This is a genomic window from Streptomyces sp. NBC_00162 (assembly GCF_024611995.1).
Lineage (GTDB): Bacteria > Actinomycetota > Actinomycetes > Streptomycetales > Streptomycetaceae > Streptomyces.
This window is the reverse complement of record NZ_CP102509.1, coordinates 4,308,274-4,330,212: the sequence shown is the minus strand read 5'-3', so window position 1 is coordinate 4,330,212 and position 21,939 is coordinate 4,308,274. Positions and strand designations below refer to the sequence as shown.

Sequence of the window (21,939 nt, the reverse complement as noted above, 5' to 3'; positions counted from 1 at the left end):
GCGCGGCGCCGCACCGTAATACATGCATTTCGCATGCTTTCCCGAAGGAATTCCCGTGCGTCCCACTCGCGCGACGGTCCTGCTGACCGCAGGCCTCGTCACCCTTCTCGGCATTCCGGCCGCCACCGCCGCCGATACGCCGGCCAATCTCTACGTGAACAACGAGGCCGACTCGAACTGCTCCGACGCGGGGGCCGGTTCGCAGGCGGTCCCCTTCTGCACCATCTCTGCGGCGGCGAAGCTCGTCAAGCCCGGTCAGACCGTGCGGATCAAGACATGGACGACGTATGACGAGAACGTCGTCATCGACCGCTCCGGGGAGCCGGGCAAGCCGATCACCTTCACCGCGGACACGGAGAACTTCTCCTCTGCGGTGTACCTGGAATTCGGCAGGAGCCTGACCGTCAGCGGTGCCTCCCACGTGGTGGTCCGCGGGCTGCAGAGCTACGGTGGCGTCCAGGTCCAGCGCTCGACGGATGTGGAGCTGGACCGGCTCTACGCCTCGAACGACTCCGCCGTCGGCCTCGTGGTCGGTGAAGGAAGCGTGGGCGTACGGGCCACCCGGAGCCGACTCCTCGGTGTCCGTGTCGAGGGTGGGGCCCGGGGCACCGTGCTCGGCCGGAACCGCATCGACAGCGACTTCGAGCGGGCCGTCGACGTGGTGGACGCCCCGGAAACGGCCGTCACCAACAACACCGTGCGGAGTGGCTGCGGGACGACCCTCTCGGTCCGTGGCACCTCGTCCTCCTCCGCGCTGTTCAACAACGCGATCCTCACCTGGCCCGTCGAATGCGCGTCGGCCGAACCGAGCAAGACCATCGAGGTCGCGGCGAGCGCGACGGCGGGTACCCGCGCCGACTACAACCTGATCGCCCGGCCCGATCCCAAGGTGACGCCCTACACGTGGGGCGGCGCCGGCTACCAGACCCCGGCGGCGTTCGCGGCGGCCACGGGACAGGGCGCGCACGACATCCTGACGGCGAAGCCCAGCGACACGGGCACGGACGACGGATCCCCGACCATCGACTCCGGCGACCCGACGGCGCCGGGGGTGCTGCCCACCGACATCTACGGGAAGCCGACGGCGGACGACCCGCGCGTTCCCAATACGGGCAAGGACGGCGGCTTCATCGAACGCGGTGCCGTGGAGACCCAGGACGTCCTGAAGGGCGTCCAGTTGGGTCTCGAGCCGACGTGGGCGCCGGTCGGCACCACGGTGAAGGCGACGGCCGTTCCGAACAGCCGCTGGCCCGCCGGGCTCACGTACCACTACGACTTCGGCGACGGAACGGCCCCGGTCGTCACCAAGAACACCACCGCCGAGCACGTCTACGGCAAGCCGGGCGACTACGTGGCCAAGGTGACGGCGGTCACCGGAGTCGGCGAGAAGGTCACCTCCTTCGACCACCCGGTCAAGGCCTCCGCGGCCGGTCCGCTGACCGCGGCCTTCACCGCCGAGCAGGTCCTGCCGACCTCGTCCAACCCGCTCTCCGGAGACGGTCCGCTGACCGTCTCCGTCGACTCCACGAGCACTGCGGCGCCGTGGCCGGTGACCGGCACGGACCTGGACTTCGGTGACGGCACCCAGGGTCACGCCGACGACCTGCGGGCGTACAAGCACGAGTACAAGCTGCCCGGCACCTACGAGGTGACGGTCACCGTGCAGGACGCCAAGGGAGCGAAGTCCACGGCCAAGCGGAGCGTGAAGGTCGACTACGCCCCGTCCGGCTACGTGGCCACCGAGCCGTTCCGCCTGCTGGACACCCGTACCACCAACACGCCCGTCCAGGGAGGCGTGGCCACTCCCGTGGTCCTGCCCGTCGGCCTCGCCGTACCGGGTCACGAGCTTTCCGGAAGCATGGCGTCGGCGGTCCTGAACGTGACGGTCACGGGTGCCACGGAGGACACCCACCTCAGTGTCTGGCCGTCGGGTCAGCCCCGTCCGGTGACCTCGAACGTCAATGTGAAGGCGGGCGGTACCTCGTCCAATACGGTCACGGTCCCGGTGGGCGCTGACGGCAAGGTTGCCGCGCAGCTCAACTCCGGCAGGGCCTCGCTGATCGTGGACTTCGTGGGTTACTACCAGCCGAACATCGGGGAGCGGTTCAGCCCGGTGACCCCGACCCGCGTCGTCGACACCCGTACTGCCGGTGGTGCGCTGGGCGCCGGCCAGACCCGCACGGTGAAGGTCGCCGGTGTGAACGGCGTCCCGGCGGATGCCACGGCGGTTGCGCTGAACCTGACGGGTACGGGTGCGACCGAGCAGGCGCACGTGATCGCCTACCCGGATCCGGCGAAGCGTCCGGCGACGTCGAACCTGAACGTGGAGCCGGGCAAGGACAAGTCGAACCAGGCGATCGTCCCGGTCGGGCCGAACGGCACCATCACCCTGTTCACCAACTCCGGTTCCACCCATCTGGTCGTCGATGCGGTCGGCTACTACGGCAAGGACGGCAAGGCTCTCTTCACCCCGGTCGTGCCCAAGCGTCTCGCCGACACCCGTACGACCGGCAAGCTCGCCCCGGGCGCGACCACCACCGTGGCCGGCCTGCCGGCGAACGCGGTCGGTGCGGTCCTGAACGTGACCGCGACCGAGTCCACCGGCCCCGGCTTCCTGACCGTCCACGGGTTCGGGACTCCGCGTACGGATGCGAGCAGCCTGAACACGCTCCCGGGTCTGACCGTTCCGAACCACGTCACGACCCCGGTCGGAGACGGCAAGGTCAGCGTCTTCAACAGCTGGGGCGGCAGCAACCACGTGATCACCGACCTGCTCGGCTACTTCACCCAGGGCTAGCGGTCGCGCTCGGCCCCGGCCTGCATCTTCTGCCACACGACGTCGCGTGTGACCGGCAACTCCGTGAAGCGGATGCCCGTCGCGTCTCGCAGCGCGTTGGTGAAGGCCGGGGCCACCGGGTTGAAGGGGCTCTCGCTCATCGACTTGGCACCCAGCGGCCCGATCGCGTCCGAGGTCTCCATGAAGTGCACCTCGGTGCGCGGGACGTCGGCGTACTGGGGGAGCCGGTAGCGGCGGAACGCCGCCGTCGTCACCTCGCCGCGCTCGTCCACCCGTACCGTCTCGAAGAGGGTGGCGCCCAAGGCCTGGGCCACGCCGCCCTCGACCTGGCCGCGGCACTGCATCGGGTTCATGACCTTGCCCGCGTCCGCCGCGTGCACGCTGCGCAGGATCTTCATCTCGCCGGTGTCCGGATCCACCGCGAGGCGGAACCACTGCGCGTTGAAGGCCACCGAGCGGGGGGAGCCGCCCCAGTGGCCGTCCGCCGCGATCTCGTCGAGCTTGCCCGTGTCGTACGCGGCCTCGTACAGCTCCTTGAGGGTGAGGACGCGGCCCGCGCAGTCGAAGGCCTCGGCCTGCAGCTTGCACAAGTGCCGGGCCACGCCCGTGTGCCGGGCCGCGAAGGTCTGGAGGCGTTCGGAGAGGGAGCCCGCCGCCAGCATCACGGCCTTGCCCGCCACCACGGTGCCGGCCGAGCCGAACGCGCCGGTGTCGTGCCGGACGACGTCCGTGTCGGACTGGCGGACCGCGATCCGGTCGACCGTGGTGTTCAGCGCGCCGGCGGTGATCTGCTTGTGGACGGTGGTGGTGCCGTTGCCGAACTCCGCCGTGCCCACCGCGATGTCGTACGTGCCGTCCCGCATCAGGCTGACCCGCGCGTCGGCGTAGTGGCCGCCCGGGGGGGCCGGTCGCGATCATCGCGACCGCCGTGCCCGTCCCGGTGAGCCAGCCCTCCGGGACGTCCTCGTGGCTGCGGTCCTCGGCGATGGCCTTGCGCACGACGTCCATGCACTGCCTCATCCCGTACGAGGCGATGAAGAGGTCCTCCTCGTGGCCGATCGGGGTCACCATGTGGTCGCCCGGGCCGATGACGTTCTTCTCGCGCAGGACGAGCGGGTCCATTCCGAGCCGGATGGCGAGCTCGTCCATCACCGATTCGAGGGCGAAGAGGACCTGGCCCAGGCCGTAGCCGCGGAAGGCGCCCGCCGGGACGCCGTTGGTGTAGACGGAGTACGCCTCCACCTCCTTGTTCGGCGCCCGGTAGACGGCGAAGGACTCCCCCACGCTGTGGAACATCACCGCCGGGCCGTGGTTGCCGTAGGCGCCGGTGTTGGAGACCACGCGGATGCGCAGCGCGGTGAGGGTGCCGTCGGCCTTGGCGCCGATCTTGATGGTGATCTTGAAGGGGTGGCGGGTGGTGGCACCGTAGAACTGCTCGGCCCGGGTGAATTCGAGTTTCACCGGGCGCCGCAGCTTCAGGGCGGCGAGGACCACGATGTCCTCGGTGAGCATTTCCTGCTTGCCGCCGAACCCGCCGCCCACGCGGCCCGCGACGACGCGGACCTCGTCCTCACCCAGGTCGTAGAGGGCGCACAGCGCCCGCCGGGTCAGGAACGGCGCCTGGGTGGAGGAGCGGACGGTGATGCGCTCGCCGTCGCCCTCCTCCTTGGGCTCGAAGTACGCGACGCTGCCGTGGGTCTCGAGGCTGGCGTGCTGCACGCGCTGGGTGTGGAAGGTCTCCTCGTAGACGACGTCCGCCTCCGCGTACCCCTTCTCCATGTCGCCGAGGGTGTTGTGGACCTCGCCGCACACGTTGTTCTCGGCGCGGAAGATCCCGGATTCGGGGCCCTTGGGGTGGAGGACGGGCGCGCCCGGCAGCATGGCCTCCTCCGGGTCGATCACGTACGGCAGTTCCTCGTACGTGACGACCACGCGGCGGCAGCCCTCCTCGGCCGCCTGCTCGCTGTCGGCGACGACCGCGGCCACGCGCTGGCCGACGAAGCGGACCACGTCGTCCAGGACGCGGGTGTCCATCGGGTCCTCGGTGGGGTGCTCGTGCCGGGCGCTCGAATAGAGCCACTCCGGGGCGTCGTGGTGGGTGAGGACCGCGTGTACGCCCGGCACCTGGAGGGCGTCGGTGGTGTCGATGGAGACGATCCGGGCGTGCGGGTGCGGGGAGCGCAGCAGCTTCATGTGGAGCAGCCCGGGCACTTCGATGTCGAAGGTGTAGCGGGCGTTGCCGGTGACCACTTGGGGGCCGGCGGGGGCGCCCAGGCTCTTGCCGACGGCCTGCCCGGCCTCCGGGCGCTCGGTGTGCTTGACGCCGCGCACCGCGTCCTCGATGGCCCGGTAACCGGTGCAGCGGCAGATGTTGCCTTTGAAGGCGCGCGGGAGGTCGTCGAGTTTGCCGTCGTCGTGGGCGGTGCCCTGCTCGGTCTGGAGGGCGGCCGTGGTCATCAGGAACCCGGCCGTGCAGAAGCCGCACTGGAAGCCCTGGGCGTCGAGGAACTGCTGCTGCGCGGGGTGGAGTTCGCCGCCCGGGGAGCAGAGCCCCTCGACCGTGGTGACGGAGCGGCCCTCGGCCCGTACGGCCGGGTAGAGGCAGCTGTGCACCGGGCGGCCGTCCACGTGGACGGTGCAGGCGCCGCAGTCGCCCTGGTCGCAGCCCTTCTTCACGCCGAACCAGCCGCGCTCGCGCAGGTAGGTGCGCAGGCACTGGCCGGCCCGGGGCTCCTCCTCGAAGCGCTGCTTGTTGATCTCGATCTCGTAGCTCATCGGGAATCGTCCTCCAGCGTGAGTTCGGCGCGGATCTCCTCCGCCAGGCGCAGCGCCATGTGCCGCCGCCAGGCGGGCAGTCCGTGGATGTCGTCGAACCAGTCGGCGGGCGGGACGGCGGAGTCGATCGCCGCCCGGAGCTCGGCGGCGGTGGGCGGCAGCGCGAACCAGCAGGTGAACGGGCGGGTGGTGGCGGCGGTGACCGTGACCGTGAGGGAGCCGTCCGCGGGGTCGGACGTGCCGACCACGAGGGCGCCCGAGCGGCCGAGCCCGTAGAGCGAGGCCTGCCGGAAGGCCGTACGTGAGTCCAGCGCGCGGGCGGGCAGCCGCACCGAGCGGAGCAGCTCTCCGTCGCGCAGGTCCTTGACCCCGGCTCCGCGGATGAACTCGGTGACGGGCAGGCGGCGGGTGGCGCCGTCCTGGTCCTGGAGCAGGACCGTGCCGTCGAGGGCGGCGGTGAGGGAGATCATCGGCCCTGCGGGGAGGCCGTTGCAGAGGTTCCCGCCGACCGTCGCCATGTTCCAGATCTTGAAGCTGGCGAGGAAGGCCCGGCAGCACTGTTCGAAGAGCGGGGCAGCGGTGGTGGGCAGGGTCCGGCCGAACCGGGACAGCTCGGTGATGGTGCAGGTGGCGGCGATGTCGAGGGAGCCGTCGGGCTGCCAAGACAGGGGCGGCCAGCCCATCCGGGAGAGGTCGACGAGACGGCGGATGTGCGGCTGCGGCTCGGAGAAGAGGTACGTGCCGCCGCCGAGCCAGGCATCGCCGGGGCGCCAGGGTTCGCGGCGTCGAGCGTCGCGCACGTCGAGCACCGTGTTGAGGTCCATTTCGCGCCACCAGCCCTTCCCTACCCGGGTGTTTCCGCCAGTGAAGCAAGGGCGGCAGGGGCGGGACGACTGGTCTCGGACACGGAAAGACACGGACGAGGGGTGGTCCCCACTGGAGGATCAACCAAGAGGAAATGGTGCCGGTTGCCCTTGCATTTACGATGACTAGCGCCCGATCAACCTCGCGAATGCGGGCTACCACCCATCGCAAGGAGACCCCGCCATGCACGTCCTCGACCTGCTCCAGTCCGACAGCCTCGGCCTCACCCTGCTCTGGGGCGAGGATGCCCTTCTCGGCCAGGAGGTCAGCGGGGTCACCGCCACCGACCTGGAGGACCCGGGCCGCTTCCTGGGTCCCGGGGAGCTGGTCCTCAGCGGGCTGGTGTGGTGGACGGACGGCGACCTGGCCAAGGCGGATCGTTTCGTCGCCGCGCTCGCCGGGGCCGGGGCCACCGCCCTGCTGGCCGGCGAGGAGACCCACGGACGGGTGCCCGACGAGCTCGTCGCCGCCTGCCGGGCCCACCGGGTGCCGATCGTCGCCGTCCCCGCGCGGACCAGCTTCCGCGCCGTGACCGAGGCGGTGTACCTGCGCCACTGGGGCGACCTGAGCCGCCGCCCGACCCGGACCTTCGCTCTTCCGGAGAACGTACGGGGCGAGCTCAGCCGACTGCTGGAGGGTGGCGCCGGGGCCGCGGAACTGCTCGACCGGGCCTGCGCGCACCTGGGCCGGGTCAGCGGCTACCTGCTCACCGCGAGCGGCCGTACGGTGGCCCGTACCCCGTCCGCGCCGGCGCTCCCCGCCGGGCAGGCGGTGGCCGCGCCCGGCCGGGAGGGGATCTCGCTGGGCATCGAGGCCGAGAGCTCCGACAGCTCCCCGTACGACGCCTGGCGGCTGTACCTGCCGGACCCGGACGCGGCGCCGCCGCGGGTGCTCCACGAGATCGCCGAGGTCTTCGCGCGCTACCGCGACCGGCAGACCAGGCGCGCCGCCCTGGAGCGGGCCGCGGGCCAGGAGGTGATCGCCCTGCTGGAGGAGGCCGGGTCGCCGTCGGGCGATCCGGGCGCCCTGGAGGAGGCGCTGGCCGCGGCCGGACTGCCGGCGGGCGGCCCCTACCGCGCGCTGGCGGCCACTTCGGGAGACGCCCTGGCCGAGGCGCTGGGGCACCTGGAGGCGGTTCCGTACGCGGTGGGCCGTACGGCGGCGGTGCTGTACGAGGACCCGGACGCGGGGGTCGACGCCGTGGCCGGGCTCCGCTCGGTGTGGCCGCTGCTGCGGGCGTGCGGTGGCCCGGGGGCGGACCTGCGGCTGGGTGCGGGCGCGCGGGCCGAGGGGGCGGAGGGGCTGCGGGCCTCGCTGAGCCAGGCCCGGTTCGCCCTGACGGCGGCGGACGAGGAGGTTCCGGTGCGCGCGGTCGAGCAGCTGGGCACCCTCGCGGAACTCCTCGCCGGGGTGCCGCCCGAGGTGCGCGGGGTGTTCGGGGCGCGGACGCTGGGGGCGCTCGGGGACGGGATGCTGCGGGAGACCCTGGAGGTCTTCCTGGCCAACAACTGCTCCTGGGCGCGCACGGCGGAGGCCCTCCACCTGCACGTGAACACCGTGCACTACCGGATCGAACGGGTGCAGGTCCTGACGGGCCGTGACCTGTCCCGCCTGGACCACAAGCTCGATCTCTACGCGGCGCTGCGCTGCCTGTAGCGGTGGATGAGCGACGTACGCGGCACGAGAGGCGGGGGAGGCCGGTCTACGGCCTCCCCCGAAATTCTTTTCCGGCGGGCCGTCACATCCGTGCGGCGGGGCGGGTCAGTGCAGTGAAGGCCGGGCGACAGCGCACCGGCACCAGCCAGGGGAGCGAACCTCATGTCCACCACCGCCGTAGTCCTCACCCTCGTCGGCGCTTTCATGGTCGGCTTCTCCGCCGCCTCGGTCTTCTTCCGCGCCAAGTGGGTCGTCGAGCCGCTCGCCGCGTACGGGGTCCCGGCCTCTTGGTGGACCTGGCTGGGCCTCGCCAAGGCCGCTGGGGCGGCCGGCCTCGTCGTCGGCCTGTTCGTCCCGGCGATCGGCATCGCCGCCGCCGTCGGCATCACCGTCTACTTCACCGGGGCCGTCATCACGGTCCTGCGCGCCCGCTCCTACGCGCACGTCCCCTTCCCCCTCCTGTACGCCGCCCCGGCCGTGGCCGCCCTCGCCCTCGGCTTCTGACCGCCGAGGCGTGGCCCGATGGTGCCGCGGCCCGGAAGACGCCGACCAGTAGGCCGAAACGAAGATCAACGGCAGGCGGCGGCCAGTCGTCCTCGAGCACGAACGCGCCCGAGGCGCGGGCCGTCGGGACCGTGCAGCCGGAACCGCAACCACGGAACGCAGAAGGCCCCGGCCGGTTTCCCGGTCGGGGCCTTCAAGTGCCCGGTGAGGCACTGGCGGAGGATACGAGATTCGAACTCGTGAGGGGTTGCCCCCAACACGCTTTCCAAGCGTGCGCCCTAGGCCACTAGGCGAATCCTCCGCCGCAAACAATACAAGACGTTGAGGGGTGCTCGCGAACGTGATCGTCCGCGGGGAGCGGGGGCGGGGGCGGGGTCGATTCCGGGGGCGTGGATCCGCTAGGGTGGGGTCAGCCCCTCACGTGGCGCTATCTCACCCAACTCCCCCAGGGCCGGAAGGCAGCAAGGGTAAGTGGGCTCTGGCGGGTGCGTGGGGGGCGCTTTGCGTTCCGGGGGCCTTGTGGGCCGCCGATGTCGGTGGGCCCGGATAACCTCGTAGACGTGTCGTCCCTTGCGCTGTACCGCCGCTACCGCCCCGAGTCGTTCGCCGAGGTCATCGGGCAGGAGCATGTCACTGTCCCGCTGATGCAGGCCCTGCGGAACAACCGGGTCAATCACGCGTACCTGTTCAGCGGGCCGCGCGGTTGTGGAAAGACGACCAGCGCGCGCATCCTCGCCCGCTGCCTGAACTGTGAGCAGGGTCCCACCCCCACCCCGTGCGGGGAGTGCCAGTCCTGCCGTGACCTGGCCAGGAACGGGCCGGGGTCCATCGACGTCATCGAGATCGACGCCGCCTCGCACGGTGGCGTGGACGACGCCCGTGACCTGCGCGAGAAGGCCTTCTTCGGGCCCGCGTCGAGCCGGTACAAGATCTACATCATCGACGAGGCCCACATGGTCACCTCGGCGGGCTTCAACGCCCTGCTGAAGGTCGTCGAGGAGCCGCCGGAGCACCTCAAGTTCATCTTCGCCACCACCGAGCCGGAGAAGGTGATCGGGACCATCCGGTCCCGGACGCACCACTACCCCTTCCGGCTCGTGCCGCCCGGCACCCTTCGGGACTACCTGGGCGAGGTCTGCGGCCGCGAGGGCGCCAAGGTCGAGGACGGCGTGCTGCCGCTCGTCGTGCGCGCCGGGGCCGGCTCCGTGCGTGACTCGATGTCCGTCATGGACCAGCTGCTCGCCGGCGCCGCCGACGACGGTGTGACATACGCCATGGCCACCTCCCTGCTCGGGTACACCGAGGGCTCGCTGCTCGACTCCGTCATCGACGCCTTCGCCGCCGGGGACGGGGCCGCCGCCTTCGAGGTCGTCGACCGGGTGGTCGAGGGCGGGAACGACCCGCGCCGGTTCGTCGCCGACCTGCTCGAGCGGCTGCGGGACCTGGTGATCCTGGCCGCCGTGCCCGACGCCGGGGAGAAGGGGCTGATCGACGCCCCCGCCGATGTCGTGGAGCGGATGCAGGCACAGGCGTCCGTGTTCGGGGCCGCCGAGCTGTCGCGCGCCGCCGATCTCGTCAACACCGGCCTCACCGAGATGCGGGGCGCGACCTCGCCGCGGCTTCAGCTGGAGCTGATCTGCGCCCGCGTGCTGCTGCCCGCCGCCTTCAGCGACGAGCGGTCCTTCCAGGCCCGGCTCGACCGCCTCGAGCGCAGCGGGGCTGCCGCCGCCTTCGCGCCCGCGCCCGCCGTGCCCGCCATGGGCTACGTGCCCGGGCCCGAGGCGCACCCCATGGCCCCCGCCGGCGGGGGTGTCGCCGCCACGCGGGCCGCCGTACAGGCCCCGGCGCCGGTCGCGGCCCCCGAGCCGGTACGGGCACCCGCGCAGCCGGAGGCGCCGGTTCAGGCCGCGCCCGCCGCAGCCCCCGCCGCGCCCGCGCCCGCAGCCCCCGCCCCCGGGGCGTGGCCCGGAGCCGCGCAGCCCGGTGCCTGGCCCAGCGCGGCCGCGCCCGGCCAGGGGATCCCGGCTCCCGCTCCCGCCGCGCCCGCACCGGCCCCCCAGGCCCAGGCCCCAGCCGCTCCCGCCGCCCCCGCACCCTCCCCCGGCATGGCGGCCGGCGTCGGGCAGATCCAGGCGATGTGGCCCGGCGTCCTCGAGGCCGTCAAGAATCGCCGCCGCTTCACCTGGATCCTGCTCAGCCAGAACGCCCAGGTCACCGGCTTCGACGGCACCACCCTCCAGCTCGGCTTCCCCAACGCCGGAGCCCGCGACAACTTCGCGAGCAGCGGTAGCGAGGACGTGCTCAAGGCGGTCCTGGCCGAGCAGTTCCAGGTCAACTGGAAGATCGACGCCGTGGTGGGCGGCGGTGGCCCGGCTCCCATGGCCCAGGCGTCCTCGGCCTCCTCCTACGCCGCCCCGCCGGCCCCCGCCTACAGCCCGCCGCCCCCGGCACAGCCCGCCCCGGCGGCCCCCGCGCCCCAGTACCCGCAACAGCAGCCGCCCCAGCAGTCCGCTCCCGCCCCGCAGCCCCCCGTACAGCAGGCGCCCCCGCCGGTCGCCCCCGAGGACGACTTCGCCGAGGAGGACGATCCGGACCTCGTGGAGAGCGCGCTGACCGGACACGACCTGATCGTGCGCGAGCTCGGAGCCACCGTTGTGGAGGAATACACGAATGAGTAGCCCCCGCTGATTGGGGTGGCCGCACGAAGGCGGCTGCGCCGTCCGGGCTAGGCTGAGCAGCGTGAAGGTCCTCGTCATCGGCGGCGGCGCCCGCGAACATGCCCTGTGCCGCTCTCTGTCCCTCGACCCCGACGTCTCCGCGCTGTACTGCGCTCCCGGCAACGCCGGCATCTCCGAGGTGGCCGAGCTCCGCCCGGTCGACGCCCTCGACGGCGACGCCGTCACCGCCCTCGCCACCGAACTCGGCGCCGACCTGGTCGTCGTCGGCCCGGAGGCTCCGCTTGTCGCCGGAGTCGCCGACGCCGTGCGCGCCGCCGGCATCCCCGTCTTCGGCCCGTCCGGCGAGGCGGCGCAGCTGGAGGGCTCCAAGGCGTTCGCCAAGGACGTGATGGCAGCGGCCGGGGTCCCGACCGCGCGCAGCTACGTCTGCACCACCCCGGAGGAGGTGGACGAGGCCCTCGACGCCTTCGGCGCCCCGTACGTCGTCAAGGACGACGGCCTCGCCGCCGGCAAGGGCGTCGTGGTCACCGAGGACCGCGCCGCCGCCCGCGCCCACGCGCTCGGCTGCGACCGCGTGGTCATCGAGGAGTACCTCGACGGCCCCGAGGTCTCCCTCTTCGCCATCACCGACGGCGTGACCGTCGTCCCGCTCCAGCCCGCCCAGGACTTCAAGCGGGCGCTGGACGGCGACGAGGGCCCCAACACCGGCGGCATGGGCGCGTACTCCCCGCTGCCCTGGGCCGACCCGAAGCTGGTCGACGAGGTCATGGAGCTGGTCCTCCAGCCGACCGTCGACGAGCTCCGCCACCGCGGAACCCCCTTCTCCGGACTGCTGTACGCCGGGCTGGCCATCACCGGTCGCGGCACCCGGGTCATCGAGTTCAACGCCCGCTTCGGCGACCCCGAGACCCAGGTGGTCCTGGCCCGGCTGCGCACCCCGCTCGCGGGCGTGCTGCTGAACGCCGCCAACGGCACCCTGGACGTCCAGCCCCCGCTCCGCTGGAGCGAGGACGCGGCCGTCACGGTGGTCATCGCCTCGCACAACTACCCCGAGACGCCGCGCACGGGCGACGTCATCGAGGGCCTGGCCGAGGTGGCCGCCGAGGACGCCCCCGAGGCGTACGTGCTGCACGCCGGGACCCGGCGCGAGGGCGACTCGGTCGTCAGCGCGGGGGGCCGCGTGCTCTCGGTGACGGCGACCGGTTCTGATCTGGCACAGGCCCGCGAGAAGGCGTATAAGGCCGTCGCGCGCATCCGGCTGGACGGCTCGCAGCACCGTACGGACATCGCCGCCAAGGCGGCCGCACGCCCCTGAGCTGCGGCAGAGCAACCCCCGCGGGCCCGGTGCGCACGAGGTGCGCCCGGGCCCGCGGGCGCGTTCGCGTGCGACTGCATCCGGCCGCGTTCGAACGCACCCACCTTTACCCAAAGCCATTCCATCGGGTGATCGTCCTCCGGTCTGCCTGACGCCCGGGCGTGCCCCAACTAGGGTGCGGCGCAAGCATTCCGGCACTCATTCCGGCACTTGGCCCACCGGCATTGCGATGTCAGTGGCGGGTGTCACAGTGGGGGAGTGAGCAAAGCCGCCGCAGGGCAGAGGGGGTGAGGTCCGGCCGTGTCCGGAACCGGTTCGATCATGGAAGTGGGCGTGCCGTCCGCGCGTTCCCGTGCCCTGGCCGTGCTGCGCGTTCGCAGCAGGGCCCTGGCCGTCGGGCTGCTGCCCGCCGCCCTCGCGGTGGTGCTGGTGGCCGCCCGGATGACGGGCCGGCTGGCCGGTGACCCCTGGCCCGCGGTGACCCTCGCCGTCTGCGCGGCCGCCGCGCTGGTGCTGCTCGTCGGCGGGATCTTCGCCGCGGTGGTGCTGCGGGCGAGCCCCGCCGTGACGCCGACGGTGCCGCTCTCCGAGGCCGCCGCCCCAGATCTTTACCGGCTGGTGCGGGACCTGGCCGACCGCATGGACGTGCCGGCGCCCTCCGCGATAGCCCTGACCCCCGACTGCGACAGCTGGCTGGAGGACCGCACCCACGCGGCCCACCGCCGCGGCGCCGCGCGTACATCCGCCGGCATAGCCGGACCCGCCGGCCCGGAGTCCGATCCCGGTGCCGCCCCGGTGCTGGTGATCGGCTCGCCGTTCCTCTGGTGGATGCGGGTCGCAGAGCTGCGCGCCGTCCTCGCGCCGGTCGTCGCCGGTACGGGACCTTCGGCGCACCCGGACATAGCCGATGCGCGCGGGTTCGTACGGGGGCTGGACGCCGCCGTGGACGTGGGCGGCCGGCGCGGCCTCGGCTGGATCGCCGGACCTGCCCGGCTGCTGCTGCGCCTGTGCCGGGTGGACGCCGCCGAGATGGAGCGCGGGGTGGCCTCCGCCGCCTCGGAGCGTGCACAGGGTGTGGACTACGGGCTGCGCATCGTCGCCCAGGAACAGGTCGGCCTCGCCTACGCGGGCTGGGACCGGCTGCTGACCCGGGTCGCGCTGCCCGCCTGGCGGATGGGCCGCTGGCCGGCGCACCTCGACGCCGGGGTGGTCTCCGCGCTGACCGAGCTGTCCCGCCGGGACCGGCTGGCCGACGGGTTCACCTCGAGGCTCGGCGAGCGCCCCGCCTGTGACCTGCTGGAGCAGCCCGGTGCGGTCGACGAGGCGGCTTCGCTGCTGGCCGCGCGGCTCTTCCACGGGGGTCCGGCCCAGACCGGACCGGAGTGGTCCCCGGTGGACTGGGCGGCGTATCCGGAGGAGGTCGTGGACCGCAAGTGGCGTACGGAGGCGGCCCGCCTGCACACGGCGCTGGACGCCCTGGCCGTCGCGGCCGCGCCGCCGGCCGCCGCGGTTCCCGCTTCCGCCCCCGCCGCCGCGGACGGCTTCGCCGGGCCCACGCTGGAGCGGGTGCTGGGCTATCTCACCGACCCCGCCGGTGCGGGCGCGGCCGGGGAGGCGCTGGCCGGACGGCTCAGCGGGGACCTGGCCCGCGAGGAGCACGCCGCCGGTTCTGCCGCCCGGGCCGGGAAGGAGCGCGGCGCGGACGCCGTGCCGCTGTTCCCGCTCCAGCCGCCGCGCAGCGGCCGGGACCTGCTGGCCGACCACGTGACGGCGATGGTGTGCTGTGCGGCGGTCGACTCGGCCGGGGCCGCACCCGGCCTGGACTGGCTCGACGGCCCGGTCCTGCTCGTCGGCGGAGTCCGCCGCTCCGACCTCGCGCCCCGCGTGCTGTGCCTGGTCGAGGACGGCGACCCGGAGCCCCTTCGCGACTGGCTCGCTGACCTCGGCGTCCGCCCCGAGAAGCCCGTCCGCCTCGTCTGACGGCATCTGCCTGCGTCTGACGGGCATCTGACGACGCCCGACACCCTCCCCCGACGGGCTACCGATCGCACGAATAATCGGATCCCTCTGTTCCGATCACGTCAATTCGCGACGAACGGTGACGGAGTGCGTGCGTTATGTGATGTGCTGGGACCGGCTCGATGCATGCCCGTACGGGGGGAGCGAGGGAGGGGAACGGTTATGGGTGCGGACCAGATCCGGCGTTGGGAGTCAGGTGCGCTCGCGCACGCGGTGACCGACCCCTTCGGACAGGGCCCCCTGCCCTGGTTCCGGGGCAGTGAGCTCTACTTCGACGACACCGGCCAGGTCGTCCCCTGGTACGTGGACCCGGCGCTCGCCCCCGGCCAGCTCCCGCGCGCCCGCGGCGGCAACGGCGGCCCCCGCACGGCCGACGACGTGCACCGCCAGATCAAGGGCTTCGCCTCCACCGGCGCCGTGGCCCCCGGCGAGGCGATCGACTTCCACATCACGGTCGACCCGCCCCAGCAGTTCTCCGTCGACGTCTACCGCATCGGGCACTACGGCGGCGACGGCGCCTCCAAGATCACCACCAGTCCCCGCCTCTCCGGCATCGTCCAGCCGGCCCCCCTCGCCGCCGACCGGACCGTCTCCTGCCACCACTGGTGGCTGTCCTGGCGTCTCCAGGTCCCGTCCTACTGGAGCGTCGGCGCGTACGTGGCCGTCCTCACCACCGCAGACGGCTACCGCTCCCACATCCCCTTCACGGTCCGCGACGACCACCCCGCCGACCTCCTGCTCCTGCTCCCCGACATCACCTGGCAGGCCTACAACCTCTACCCGGAGGACGGCCGCACCGGCGCCAGCCTCTACCACGCCTGGGACGAGGACGGCCGGCTGCTCGGCGAGCAGGACGCGGCCCACACGGTCTCCTTCGACCGCCCCTACGCGGGCGCCGGCCTCCCCCTGCACGTCGGCCACGCCTACGACTTCATCCGCTGGGCCGAGCGCTACGGCTACGACCTCGCCTACGCCGACACCCGCGACCTGCACGCCGGCCGCGTCGACCCCACCCGCTACCGCGGCCTGGTCTTCCCCGGCCACGACGAGTACTGGTCCGTCCCCATGCGCCGCACCGTCGAACGCGCCCGCGACCACGGCACCTCCCTCGTCTTCCTCTCCGCCAACACCATGTACTGGCAGGTCGAGCTCGCGCCCTCCCCCTCCGGGGTCGAGGACAGGCTCCTGACCTGCCGAAAACGCCGTGGCCCGGGCCGACCCAGCCTCTGGCGCGAGGTCGACCGCCCGGAGCAGCAGCTGCTCGGCATCCAGTACGCGGGCCGGGTCCCCGAGCCCGCGCCCCTGATCGTGCGCAACGCCACGCACTGGCTCTGGGACTCCACCGGCGCCGGCGAGAACGACGAGCTGCCCGGCCTGGTCGCGGGCGAGGCCGACCGGTACTTCCCGCGCACCCAGCTCCCCGAGCACCAGGACCGGATCCTGCTCGCGCACTCCCCGTACCTCGACACCGAGAACCACCGCCGCCACCAGGAGACCTCGCTCTACCGGGCGCCCAGCGGCGCCCTGGTCTTCGCGTCCGGCACCTTCGCCTGGTCCCCGGCGCTCGACCGCCCCGGCCACGTCGACGAGCGCGTGCAGCGCGCCACCGCCAATCTCCTCGACCGGATCTGCAAGAGGGACTAGGGACCGACGCGCCCGCCGAGACCCCGCACGACACCCCGCTTGCCCGGGCACGCGACCCCGTACGGGAGAATGGGTTTGCGCTTGTACAGACCCACAGGGAGACCCCGTGTCCGGATTCGTCGAAAAGCCCGAGCCGGTTGAGGTTCCCGGCCTCGTCCACCTCCACACCGGCAAGGTGCGCGACCTCTACCGCGACGAGGAAGACCGCCTCGTCATGGTCGCCAGCGACCGCATGTCCGCCTTCGACTGGGTGCTGCCCACCGAGATCCCGGACAAGGGCCGCGTCCTGACGCAGCTCTCCCTGTGGTGGTTCGACCAGCTCGCGGACCTCGTTCCGAACCACGTCATCTCCACCGACCTGCCCGCCGGCGCCCCCGCCGACTGGGCCGGCCGCACGCTGGTCTGCCGCAACCTCGACATGGTCCCCGTCGAGTGCGTGGCCCGCGGCTACCTCACCGGTTCCGGCCTCGCCGAGTACAAGCAGACCCGTACGGTCTGCGGGCTGGCCCTTCCCGAAGGGCTCGTGGACGGCTCCGAGCTGCCCGCCCCGATCTTCACCCCGGCGGCGAAGGCCGCGGTCGGCGAGCACGACGAGAACGTCTCGTACGAGGAGGTCGCGCGTACCGCGGGCGCCGAGACGGCGGCCCTGCTGCGCCAGACGACCCTGGCCGTGTACGGCCGCGCCCGGGACATCGCCCGCGAGCGCGGGATCATCCTGGCCGACACCAAGTTCGAGTTCGGCTTCGACCCGAAGGACGGCACGCTGGTCGCCGCCGACGAGGTGCTGACCCCGGACTCCTCCCGCTTCTGGCCGGCCGACCAGTGGGAGCCGGGCCGCACCCAGCCCTCCTTCGACAAGCAGTTCGTCCGCAACTGGCTGTCCTCCCCGGACTCCGGCTGGGACCCGAAGGGGGAGCTCCCGCCGCCGGCCCTCCCGCAGGAGATCGTCGAGCAGACCCGCGCCAAGTACGTCGAGGCCTACGAGCGGCTCACCGGCCTGACCTGGCAGAGCGAGGCCTGAGGCACGAAGAAGCCCCCGGTCGCAGGACCGGGGGCTTCTTCGTTCTGAGCGGACAACGCGACTCGAACGCGCGACATCCACCTTGGCAAGGTGGTGCTCTACCAACTGAGCTATGTCCGCAGGTGCGCCGTAACGCGAGAACCACTATACCCAACCTCGCTCGCGTGCGAGACGCACTGCCGTGTGACGGTTCTCGGCGCCCAGCTTCGTCGCCGCCGAGGACAGGTAGTTCCGTACGGTCCCCTGCGACAGCCGGGCCCGCTCCGCGATCTCCGCGACGGGCGCCCCGTCCGCCGCGAGTTCCAGCACCTCCGCCTCCCGGGCGGTCAGCGGCGAGTCCCCCGCGCTGATCGCGTCGGCCGCCAACTCCGGATCCACATAACGCCCTCCGGCGTGCACGGTCCGGATCAGCTCGGCCAGCCGCTGCGCCGAGACGGTCTTCGGCGCGAAGGCCCTCACCCCCGCTGCCAGGGCCCGCTTCAGGTGCCCGGGACGGCCGTGACTGGTGACGATCATGGCCTTGCAGTCGGGCAGTTCGGCCCGCAGCGATGTGGCCACACTCACACCGTCGGCCCCCGGCATCTGGAGGTCCAGCACCGCCACGTCCGGCCGGTGCGCCCGCGCCATCGCCAGGGCCTCGGGCCCCGATGCCGCCTGGGCGACGACCAGCAGGTCGTCCTCCAGCGCCAGCAGGGCGGCCAGCGCCCCGCGGATCAGATGCTCGTCGTCGGCGAGCAGTACGCGTACGGGGCTCACGCCCGCACCTCCAGTCCTTGCACGTGTGCGCTCGGGATCTCGGCGCACAGCCGGAAGCGGCCGCCGGCCACCAGCCCCGCCTGCAGGGTTCCGTCCAGGACCGCGAGCCGCTCCCGCAGCCCGGCGAGTCCCGACCCCGGCACCCCGGCGGGAGCCTCGGGCGCCCCGTCGTTCTCCACCACCAGCGTCACGGCACCGGCCTCGGGCGCCGTCAGCCGTATCAGGCAGCTCTGCGCGTCCCCGTGCCGCAGGACGTTCGTGGTCGCCTCGCGCACCACCCAGCCGAGCGCCGACTGCACCTCGGAAGGCAGCGCCCGCCCGGCCTCGAAGTCGACCTGGCAGTCCATTCCGGCCGCGCTCAGCACCCCGCGCGCACCCTCCAGCTCCACCGCGAGGTCCGCCTCCCGGTAGCCGCGCACGACGTCCCGTACCTCTCGCTGGGACTCCCGGGCGATGCGCTGCACCTCGATCATCTGGTCCACCGCCTCCGGGCGTTCGCGCCGCGCCAGCTGGACCGCCAGCTCGCTCTTGAGCGCGATCACCGCCAGATTGCGGCCCATCACGTCGTGCAGGTCCCGCCCGAAACGCAGCCGCTCCTCGGCGACCGCCAGCCTCGACTGGGCCTCGCGGGAGCGGTCCAGTTCCCAGACGACCTTGAGCAGCCAGGTCGTGAAACCGCAGGCCAGCGAGAAGAAGAGGGCGGAGATCAGCACGCCGATCACGTACCCGACCGCCTCGCCGACCGACAGTCCGAGCGCGAGCACCACCAGCCCCGTGCCGCCCGCGAAGGCCGGACCGACGTACCGCATCTGCCGCACCGAGGGCAGGCACATCACCAGAGCCCCGCTCCCGAAGCCGGCCACCCCCACGATCAACTGCGGGGCCACCGCAGGCTCGGAGAGCACCCCGTACGCGCGCAGGGCGAGCACCGTCACCACGAAGGCCGCCGTCGTCGCGGCGAGCGTGACCGAGAGCCGGACCGGGCGCTCGCGCCGCCCGACCGCCCAGTCCATCGCCCGCGAGTACGCCACTCCGCACAGCACCGCGTGGGCAACCACCAGCAGGAAGAGGGCCAGTGCCGGCACGGGCCGTTCGGCGCCCTCGGCGGCCACCGGGAGCAGTCCGAACGAGAAGATCTCGAGGAGGATGAAGAGATGGCACGACCAGCGGCAGTACAGCTCGATCTTCTCCGCACTGCTGCGGTTCTTCCACCACCCCGTCAGTTTCGACACGGTCCCGTCCCCCGACTCCTCTAGCGGCGCGGTTCCCAGCGGAACCACTTCTGCACAGCAAACACGGTGATCATGACCCAGGCCAGCGTGTTGAGCGCGGCCCCCAGCAGGTCATGGGCCTGGGCGCCACCGCTCCACCCGGCCCGCACCAGGGCCATCACCCCGCTGAGCGGCAGCAGTTCGCACACGGAGGCCAGCAACTGCGGCAGCCGGTCCAGCGGTACGAACATCCCCGAGCCGAGCGCGCTCAGCAGGAACAGCGGCAGCGTGGTGAGGCCGGCGCTCTCCACGTTGCGGGTGACAGTGCTGGTCAGCGCGGACATCCCGGTCAGCAGCACGATCCCGGCGAGGACACCGGCGACGAGCAGCAACGGATTCCGCGGCGTCCGCACGTCCAGGGCGGCCGCCCCGGCGACCGCGAGGACGGCGATCTGGCCGATCGCGAGGGCGGCGGACGGCAGCGCGGTCCCGGCCAGGATCTCCAGGTCGTTGGCCTCGCCGGTACGCAGCCGCTTGAGCACGAGCTCCTCGCGCCGGGCCACGTACGCGGAGACCAGGTTCATGTACACGACGAGGAGCAGCACCATGCCGATCCCGCCGGTCAGCGTGGCTTCGCCGACGGCTGCCGCGCCCTGAGCCCCGCCCAGGGTGGAGCGCAGGACGAAGACCATCAGCAGCGGCATCAGCAGGGCCACGCTCAGGGCCGCCCGGTTGCGCACGAGCAGGGTGAGCTCGCTGCGGCCGAGCGCGGTGAGCCGGCCGGGGTTCAGGGTCAGGGCGTTCATCGGGCTGCTCCTGCCAGTGCGTCGTCCGTGCCGGCCGGGTCGGCCATGTCGTCGTCGGTGCGGCGGCCCTGCGCGATCTCCAGGAAGGCCTCCTCCAGGGAGCCGGACCGGGCGTCGAGCCGGTCCAGTTCCACCCCGGAGTCGTGGGCCCAGCGCAGCAGTTCGGTCAGGGACTCCTGGAGCCGGCCGGTACGGATCTCCACGCGCTGCCCGTACGCCGCCGCGTGCAGCGACAGCGGGAGCCGGGCCGCGGGCACCTGGGCCGGCAGCGTGAAGCGGATCCGGGCGGGCCGGGTGGCGGTCACCTCGGCCGGGGTGCCGGACAGCACGATTTCCCCCTCGTGCAGGATCGCCAGCCGGTCGGCGAGCTCCTCGGCCTCCTCCAGGTAGTGCGTGGTGAGCACCACCGTGGTCCCCCGGTCCCGCAGTTCCCGTACCAACGCCCAGGTGTTCCGGCGTCCTTCGGGATCCATTCCGGTGGTCGGCTCGTCCAGGAACAGCACCTCGGGCCGCCCCAGCAGGGCCAGCGCCAGGTCGAGGCGCCGCCGCTCACCGCCGGACAGCTGCTTGACCCGTACGGAGGCACGCGCGCCCAGGCCCACCAGCTCCAGCACCTCCGCCGCCGGCCGGGCGCCGGTGGTGACCCCGCCCCACATCCGGACGGTCTCGGCGACCGAGAGGTCCGAGGGGAAACCGCCCTCCTGGAGCATGACCCCGGTCCGCGGGCGGACCTCTGCCCGCCGTGCGTACGGGTCGAGGCCGAAGACGCGGACGTGTCCGCCGCTCGGCGCGGCCAGTCCCTCCAGCAGCTCGACGGTGGAGGTCTTGCCCGCCCCGTTGGTGCCGAGCAGGGCGAATACCTCGCCGCGGGCCACGGAGAAGGAGACGCCCCGTACGGCTTCGAAGCCGCCGGCGTAGCCGCGGCGGAGCCCCTCGACGTCGATCACGGTGTCAGTCATGAACCCAGCCTCGCGCCGCCCGGACGGACCGGGCAGTGCGCGCTGTCATGATCCGCGATGACATTTGTCAGGGCATAGGGGAGCAGCGGGGGCAGTGGAAGGGAAACACGAAGAAGGCCCCGGTCGTAATGACCGGGGCCTTCTTCATATGGAGCGGACGACGCGACTCGAACGCGCGACATCCACCTTGGCAAGGTGGTGCTCTACCAACTGAGCTACGTCCGCAGGTTTACTGCGTGCACTGCGTGAGCAATGCGAGCATCACTCTACCTGATCCACGGTGGTGGTCGGTAAACCGATGCAGAGCGGGTGACAGGGATCGCACACTGCGCCTTCCTCCTGGAAGGAGGATGTTCTGCTACTGAACTACACCCGCACGACCTTCGGGGCTTTGACCTGCGGTCTGGCCCCTTGGCGTGATCCACACACTAGCCGACGGAGGGGGGTGGATGGCAAATCGGCCCTCAGTGGGCCGCGTTGTAGGCCTCGTAGATCTTCTTGGGGATGCGGCCGCGGGGCGGCACCTCGAACTGGTTGGACCGGGCCCAGGCCCGGACGACCGCCGGGTCCGGTGCGATGGACGTGTGCTTGAAGGCCTTCCCCGAACGCGACTGGCGGCGGCCGGCGGCTACGAAGGGCTCGAGGCCCTTCCGCAGTTTCTTTGCGTTGGTCACATTGAGGTCGATCTCGTACGACTTACCATCCAGAGCGAACACGACCGTTTCCGTCGCTTCTCCGCCATCGATGTCGTCGGAGAGCGTGACTACTACGCGCTGCGCCACGGATATCGGTCCCTTCGTGCGACGTCGCCACCTGTTGACGTGGGGCGATGTCGACTGTGTGGATGTTTCGGGGCAATGCAACTTTGAGGCGGAATCTCAGGTGATTCCTTTGTACCCCGATTCCCATTGCATTGCGAAGCCCAGTTAATTCT

Annotated in this window: 14 protein-coding genes, 4 tRNA genes, 1 other RNA gene and 1 pseudogene; 9 read left to right on the top strand and 11 right to left on the bottom strand. The window is 72.3% G+C overall.

The window, feature by feature from the left end; genetic code table 11:
• The first annotated feature begins 55 nt into the window (after positions 1-55).
• Complete coding sequence (locus JIW86_RS20150; protein WP_257555251.1) at positions 56-2,797, top strand: PKD domain-containing protein; 2,742 nt, start codon at positions 56-58, stop codon at positions 2,795-2,797.
• Here the strand turns inward: JIW86_RS20150 and JIW86_RS20145 are convergent.
• Positions 2,794-5,572, bottom strand: a pseudogene (locus tag JIW86_RS20145) (molybdopterin-dependent oxidoreductase). The gene JIW86_RS20150 and the pseudogene JIW86_RS20145 sit on opposite strands and share 4 nt — an antisense overlap.
• Entirely contained in the window at positions 5,569-6,396 is an 828-nt protein-coding gene (locus tag JIW86_RS20140; RefSeq protein ID WP_257555250.1) for an FAD binding domain-containing protein, read from the bottom strand. The pseudogene JIW86_RS20145 and the gene JIW86_RS20140 overlap by 4 nt, the downstream one beginning before the upstream one ends.
• Positions 6,397-6,619: 223 nt before the next feature.
• Between JIW86_RS20140 and JIW86_RS20135 the strand changes: the two genes are divergently transcribed.
• Both JIW86_RS20135 and JIW86_RS20130 read left to right on the top strand, forming a co-directional pair.
• The gene (locus JIW86_RS20135; protein WP_257555249.1) at positions 6,620-8,092 is read left to right on the top strand and encodes a helix-turn-helix domain-containing protein; all 1,473 of its coding nucleotides are present in this window, start codon (positions 6,620-6,622) and stop codon (positions 8,090-8,092) included.
• A gap of 162 nt (positions 8,093-8,254) precedes the next feature.
• Positions 8,255-8,596, top strand: coding sequence for a DoxX family protein (locus tag JIW86_RS20130; protein ID WP_215150772.1), 342 nt, complete (start codon positions 8,255-8,257; stop codon positions 8,594-8,596).
• 213 nt (positions 8,597-8,809) lie between these two features.
• Here JIW86_RS20130 and JIW86_RS20125 read toward each other — a convergent pair.
• A tRNA-Ser gene (locus JIW86_RS20125) sits at positions 8,810-8,897 on the bottom strand.
• A 107-nt stretch (positions 8,898-9,004) separates the two neighbouring features.
• Here JIW86_RS20125 and ffs point away from each other — a divergent pair.
• From ffs to JIW86_RS20095, 6 genes are all read left to right on the top strand, one after another.
• An RNA gene (gene ffs / locus JIW86_RS20120) (signal recognition particle sRNA small type) lies at positions 9,005-9,103 on the top strand.
• A gap of 53 nt (positions 9,104-9,156) precedes the next feature.
• On the top strand, positions 9,157-11,274 hold the full coding sequence (locus JIW86_RS20115) for a DNA polymerase III subunit gamma and tau (protein ID WP_257555248.1): 2,118 nt from the start codon (positions 9,157-9,159) through the stop codon (positions 11,272-11,274).
• A 61-nt stretch (positions 11,275-11,335) separates the two neighbouring features.
• The gene (gene purD / locus JIW86_RS20110) at positions 11,336-12,589 is read left to right on the top strand and encodes a phosphoribosylamine--glycine ligase (RefSeq protein ID WP_257555247.1); all 1,254 of its coding nucleotides are present in this window, start codon (positions 11,336-11,338) and stop codon (positions 12,587-12,589) included.
• A gap of 300 nt (positions 12,590-12,889) precedes the next feature.
• On the top strand, positions 12,890-14,569 hold the full coding sequence (locus JIW86_RS20105; RefSeq protein ID WP_416237580.1) for a hypothetical protein: 1,680 nt from the start codon (positions 12,890-12,892) through the stop codon (positions 14,567-14,569).
• A 201-nt stretch (positions 14,570-14,770) separates the two neighbouring features.
• Positions 14,771-16,252, top strand: a complete 1,482-nt coding sequence (locus tag JIW86_RS20100; protein WP_257555246.1) for a N,N-dimethylformamidase beta subunit family domain-containing protein — start codon at positions 14,771-14,773, stop codon at positions 16,250-16,252.
• 106 nt (positions 16,253-16,358) lie between these two features.
• Positions 16,359-17,273 carry a phosphoribosylaminoimidazolesuccinocarboxamide synthase gene (locus tag JIW86_RS20095; RefSeq protein WP_257555245.1) on the top strand — a complete coding sequence of 305 codons (915 nt, stop codon included), beginning with the start codon at positions 16,359-16,361 and terminating at the stop codon, positions 17,271-17,273.
• A 47-nt stretch (positions 17,274-17,320) separates the two neighbouring features.
• Here JIW86_RS20095 and JIW86_RS20090 read toward each other — a convergent pair.
• From JIW86_RS20090 to JIW86_RS20055, 8 genes are all read right to left on the bottom strand, one after another.
• A tRNA-Gly gene (locus JIW86_RS20090) sits at positions 17,321-17,393 on the bottom strand.
• Between the two features lie 24 nt (positions 17,394-17,417).
• On the bottom strand, positions 17,418-18,029 hold the full coding sequence (locus tag JIW86_RS20085; RefSeq protein ID WP_215146284.1) for a response regulator transcription factor: 612 nt from the start codon (positions 18,027-18,029) through the stop codon (positions 17,418-17,420).
• Positions 18,026-19,261: a sensor histidine kinase gene (locus tag JIW86_RS20080; protein ID WP_257555243.1), complete on the bottom strand. Its 1,236-nt coding sequence runs from the start codon at positions 19,259-19,261 to the stop codon at positions 18,026-18,028. The genes JIW86_RS20085 and JIW86_RS20080 overlap by 4 nt, the downstream gene beginning before the upstream one ends.
• Before the next feature lie 20 nt (positions 19,262-19,281).
• Positions 19,282-20,046 carry an ABC transporter permease gene (locus tag JIW86_RS20075; RefSeq protein WP_257555242.1) on the bottom strand — a complete coding sequence of 255 codons (765 nt, stop codon included), beginning with the start codon at positions 20,044-20,046 and terminating at the stop codon, positions 19,282-19,284.
• Complete coding sequence (locus tag JIW86_RS20070; protein ID WP_257555241.1) at positions 20,043-21,005, bottom strand: ABC transporter ATP-binding protein; 963 nt, start codon at positions 21,003-21,005, stop codon at positions 20,043-20,045. The genes JIW86_RS20075 and JIW86_RS20070 overlap by 4 nt, the downstream gene beginning before the upstream one ends.
• Before the next feature lie 149 nt (positions 21,006-21,154).
• A tRNA-Gly gene (locus tag JIW86_RS20065) sits at positions 21,155-21,230 on the bottom strand.
• 79 nt (positions 21,231-21,309) lie between these two features.
• Positions 21,310-21,381 (bottom strand) — tRNA-Gly (locus tag JIW86_RS20060).
• 88 nt (positions 21,382-21,469) lie between these two features.
• Positions 21,470-21,787 carry a histone-like nucleoid-structuring protein Lsr2 gene (locus JIW86_RS20055; protein WP_215146290.1) on the bottom strand — a complete coding sequence of 106 codons (318 nt, stop codon included), beginning with the start codon at positions 21,785-21,787 and terminating at the stop codon, positions 21,470-21,472.
• Between the last annotated feature and the right edge of the window lie 152 nt (positions 21,788-21,939).

Excerpts from the sequence above, each read along its gene's own strand:
- JIW86_RS20140 (WP_257555250.1), bottom strand. The coding sequence starts at position 6,396 with ATGGACCTCAACACGGTGCTCGACGTGCGCGACGCTCGACGCCGCGAA.
- JIW86_RS20130 (WP_215150772.1), top strand. The coding sequence starts at position 8,255 with ATGTCCACCACCGCCGTAGTCCTCACCCTCGTCGGCGCTTTCATGGTC.
- JIW86_RS20070 (WP_257555241.1), bottom strand. The coding sequence starts at position 21,005 with ATGACTGACACCGTGATCGACGTCGAGGGGCTCCGCCGCGGCTACGCC.
- JIW86_RS20075 (WP_257555242.1), bottom strand. The coding sequence starts at position 20,046 with ATGAACGCCCTGACCCTGAACCCCGGCCGGCTCACCGCGCTCGGCCGC.
- JIW86_RS20135 (WP_257555249.1), top strand. The coding sequence starts at position 6,620 with ATGCACGTCCTCGACCTGCTCCAGTCCGACAGCCTCGGCCTCACCCTG.
- JIW86_RS20100 (WP_257555246.1), top strand. The coding sequence starts at position 14,771 with ATGGGTGCGGACCAGATCCGGCGTTGGGAGTCAGGTGCGCTCGCGCAC.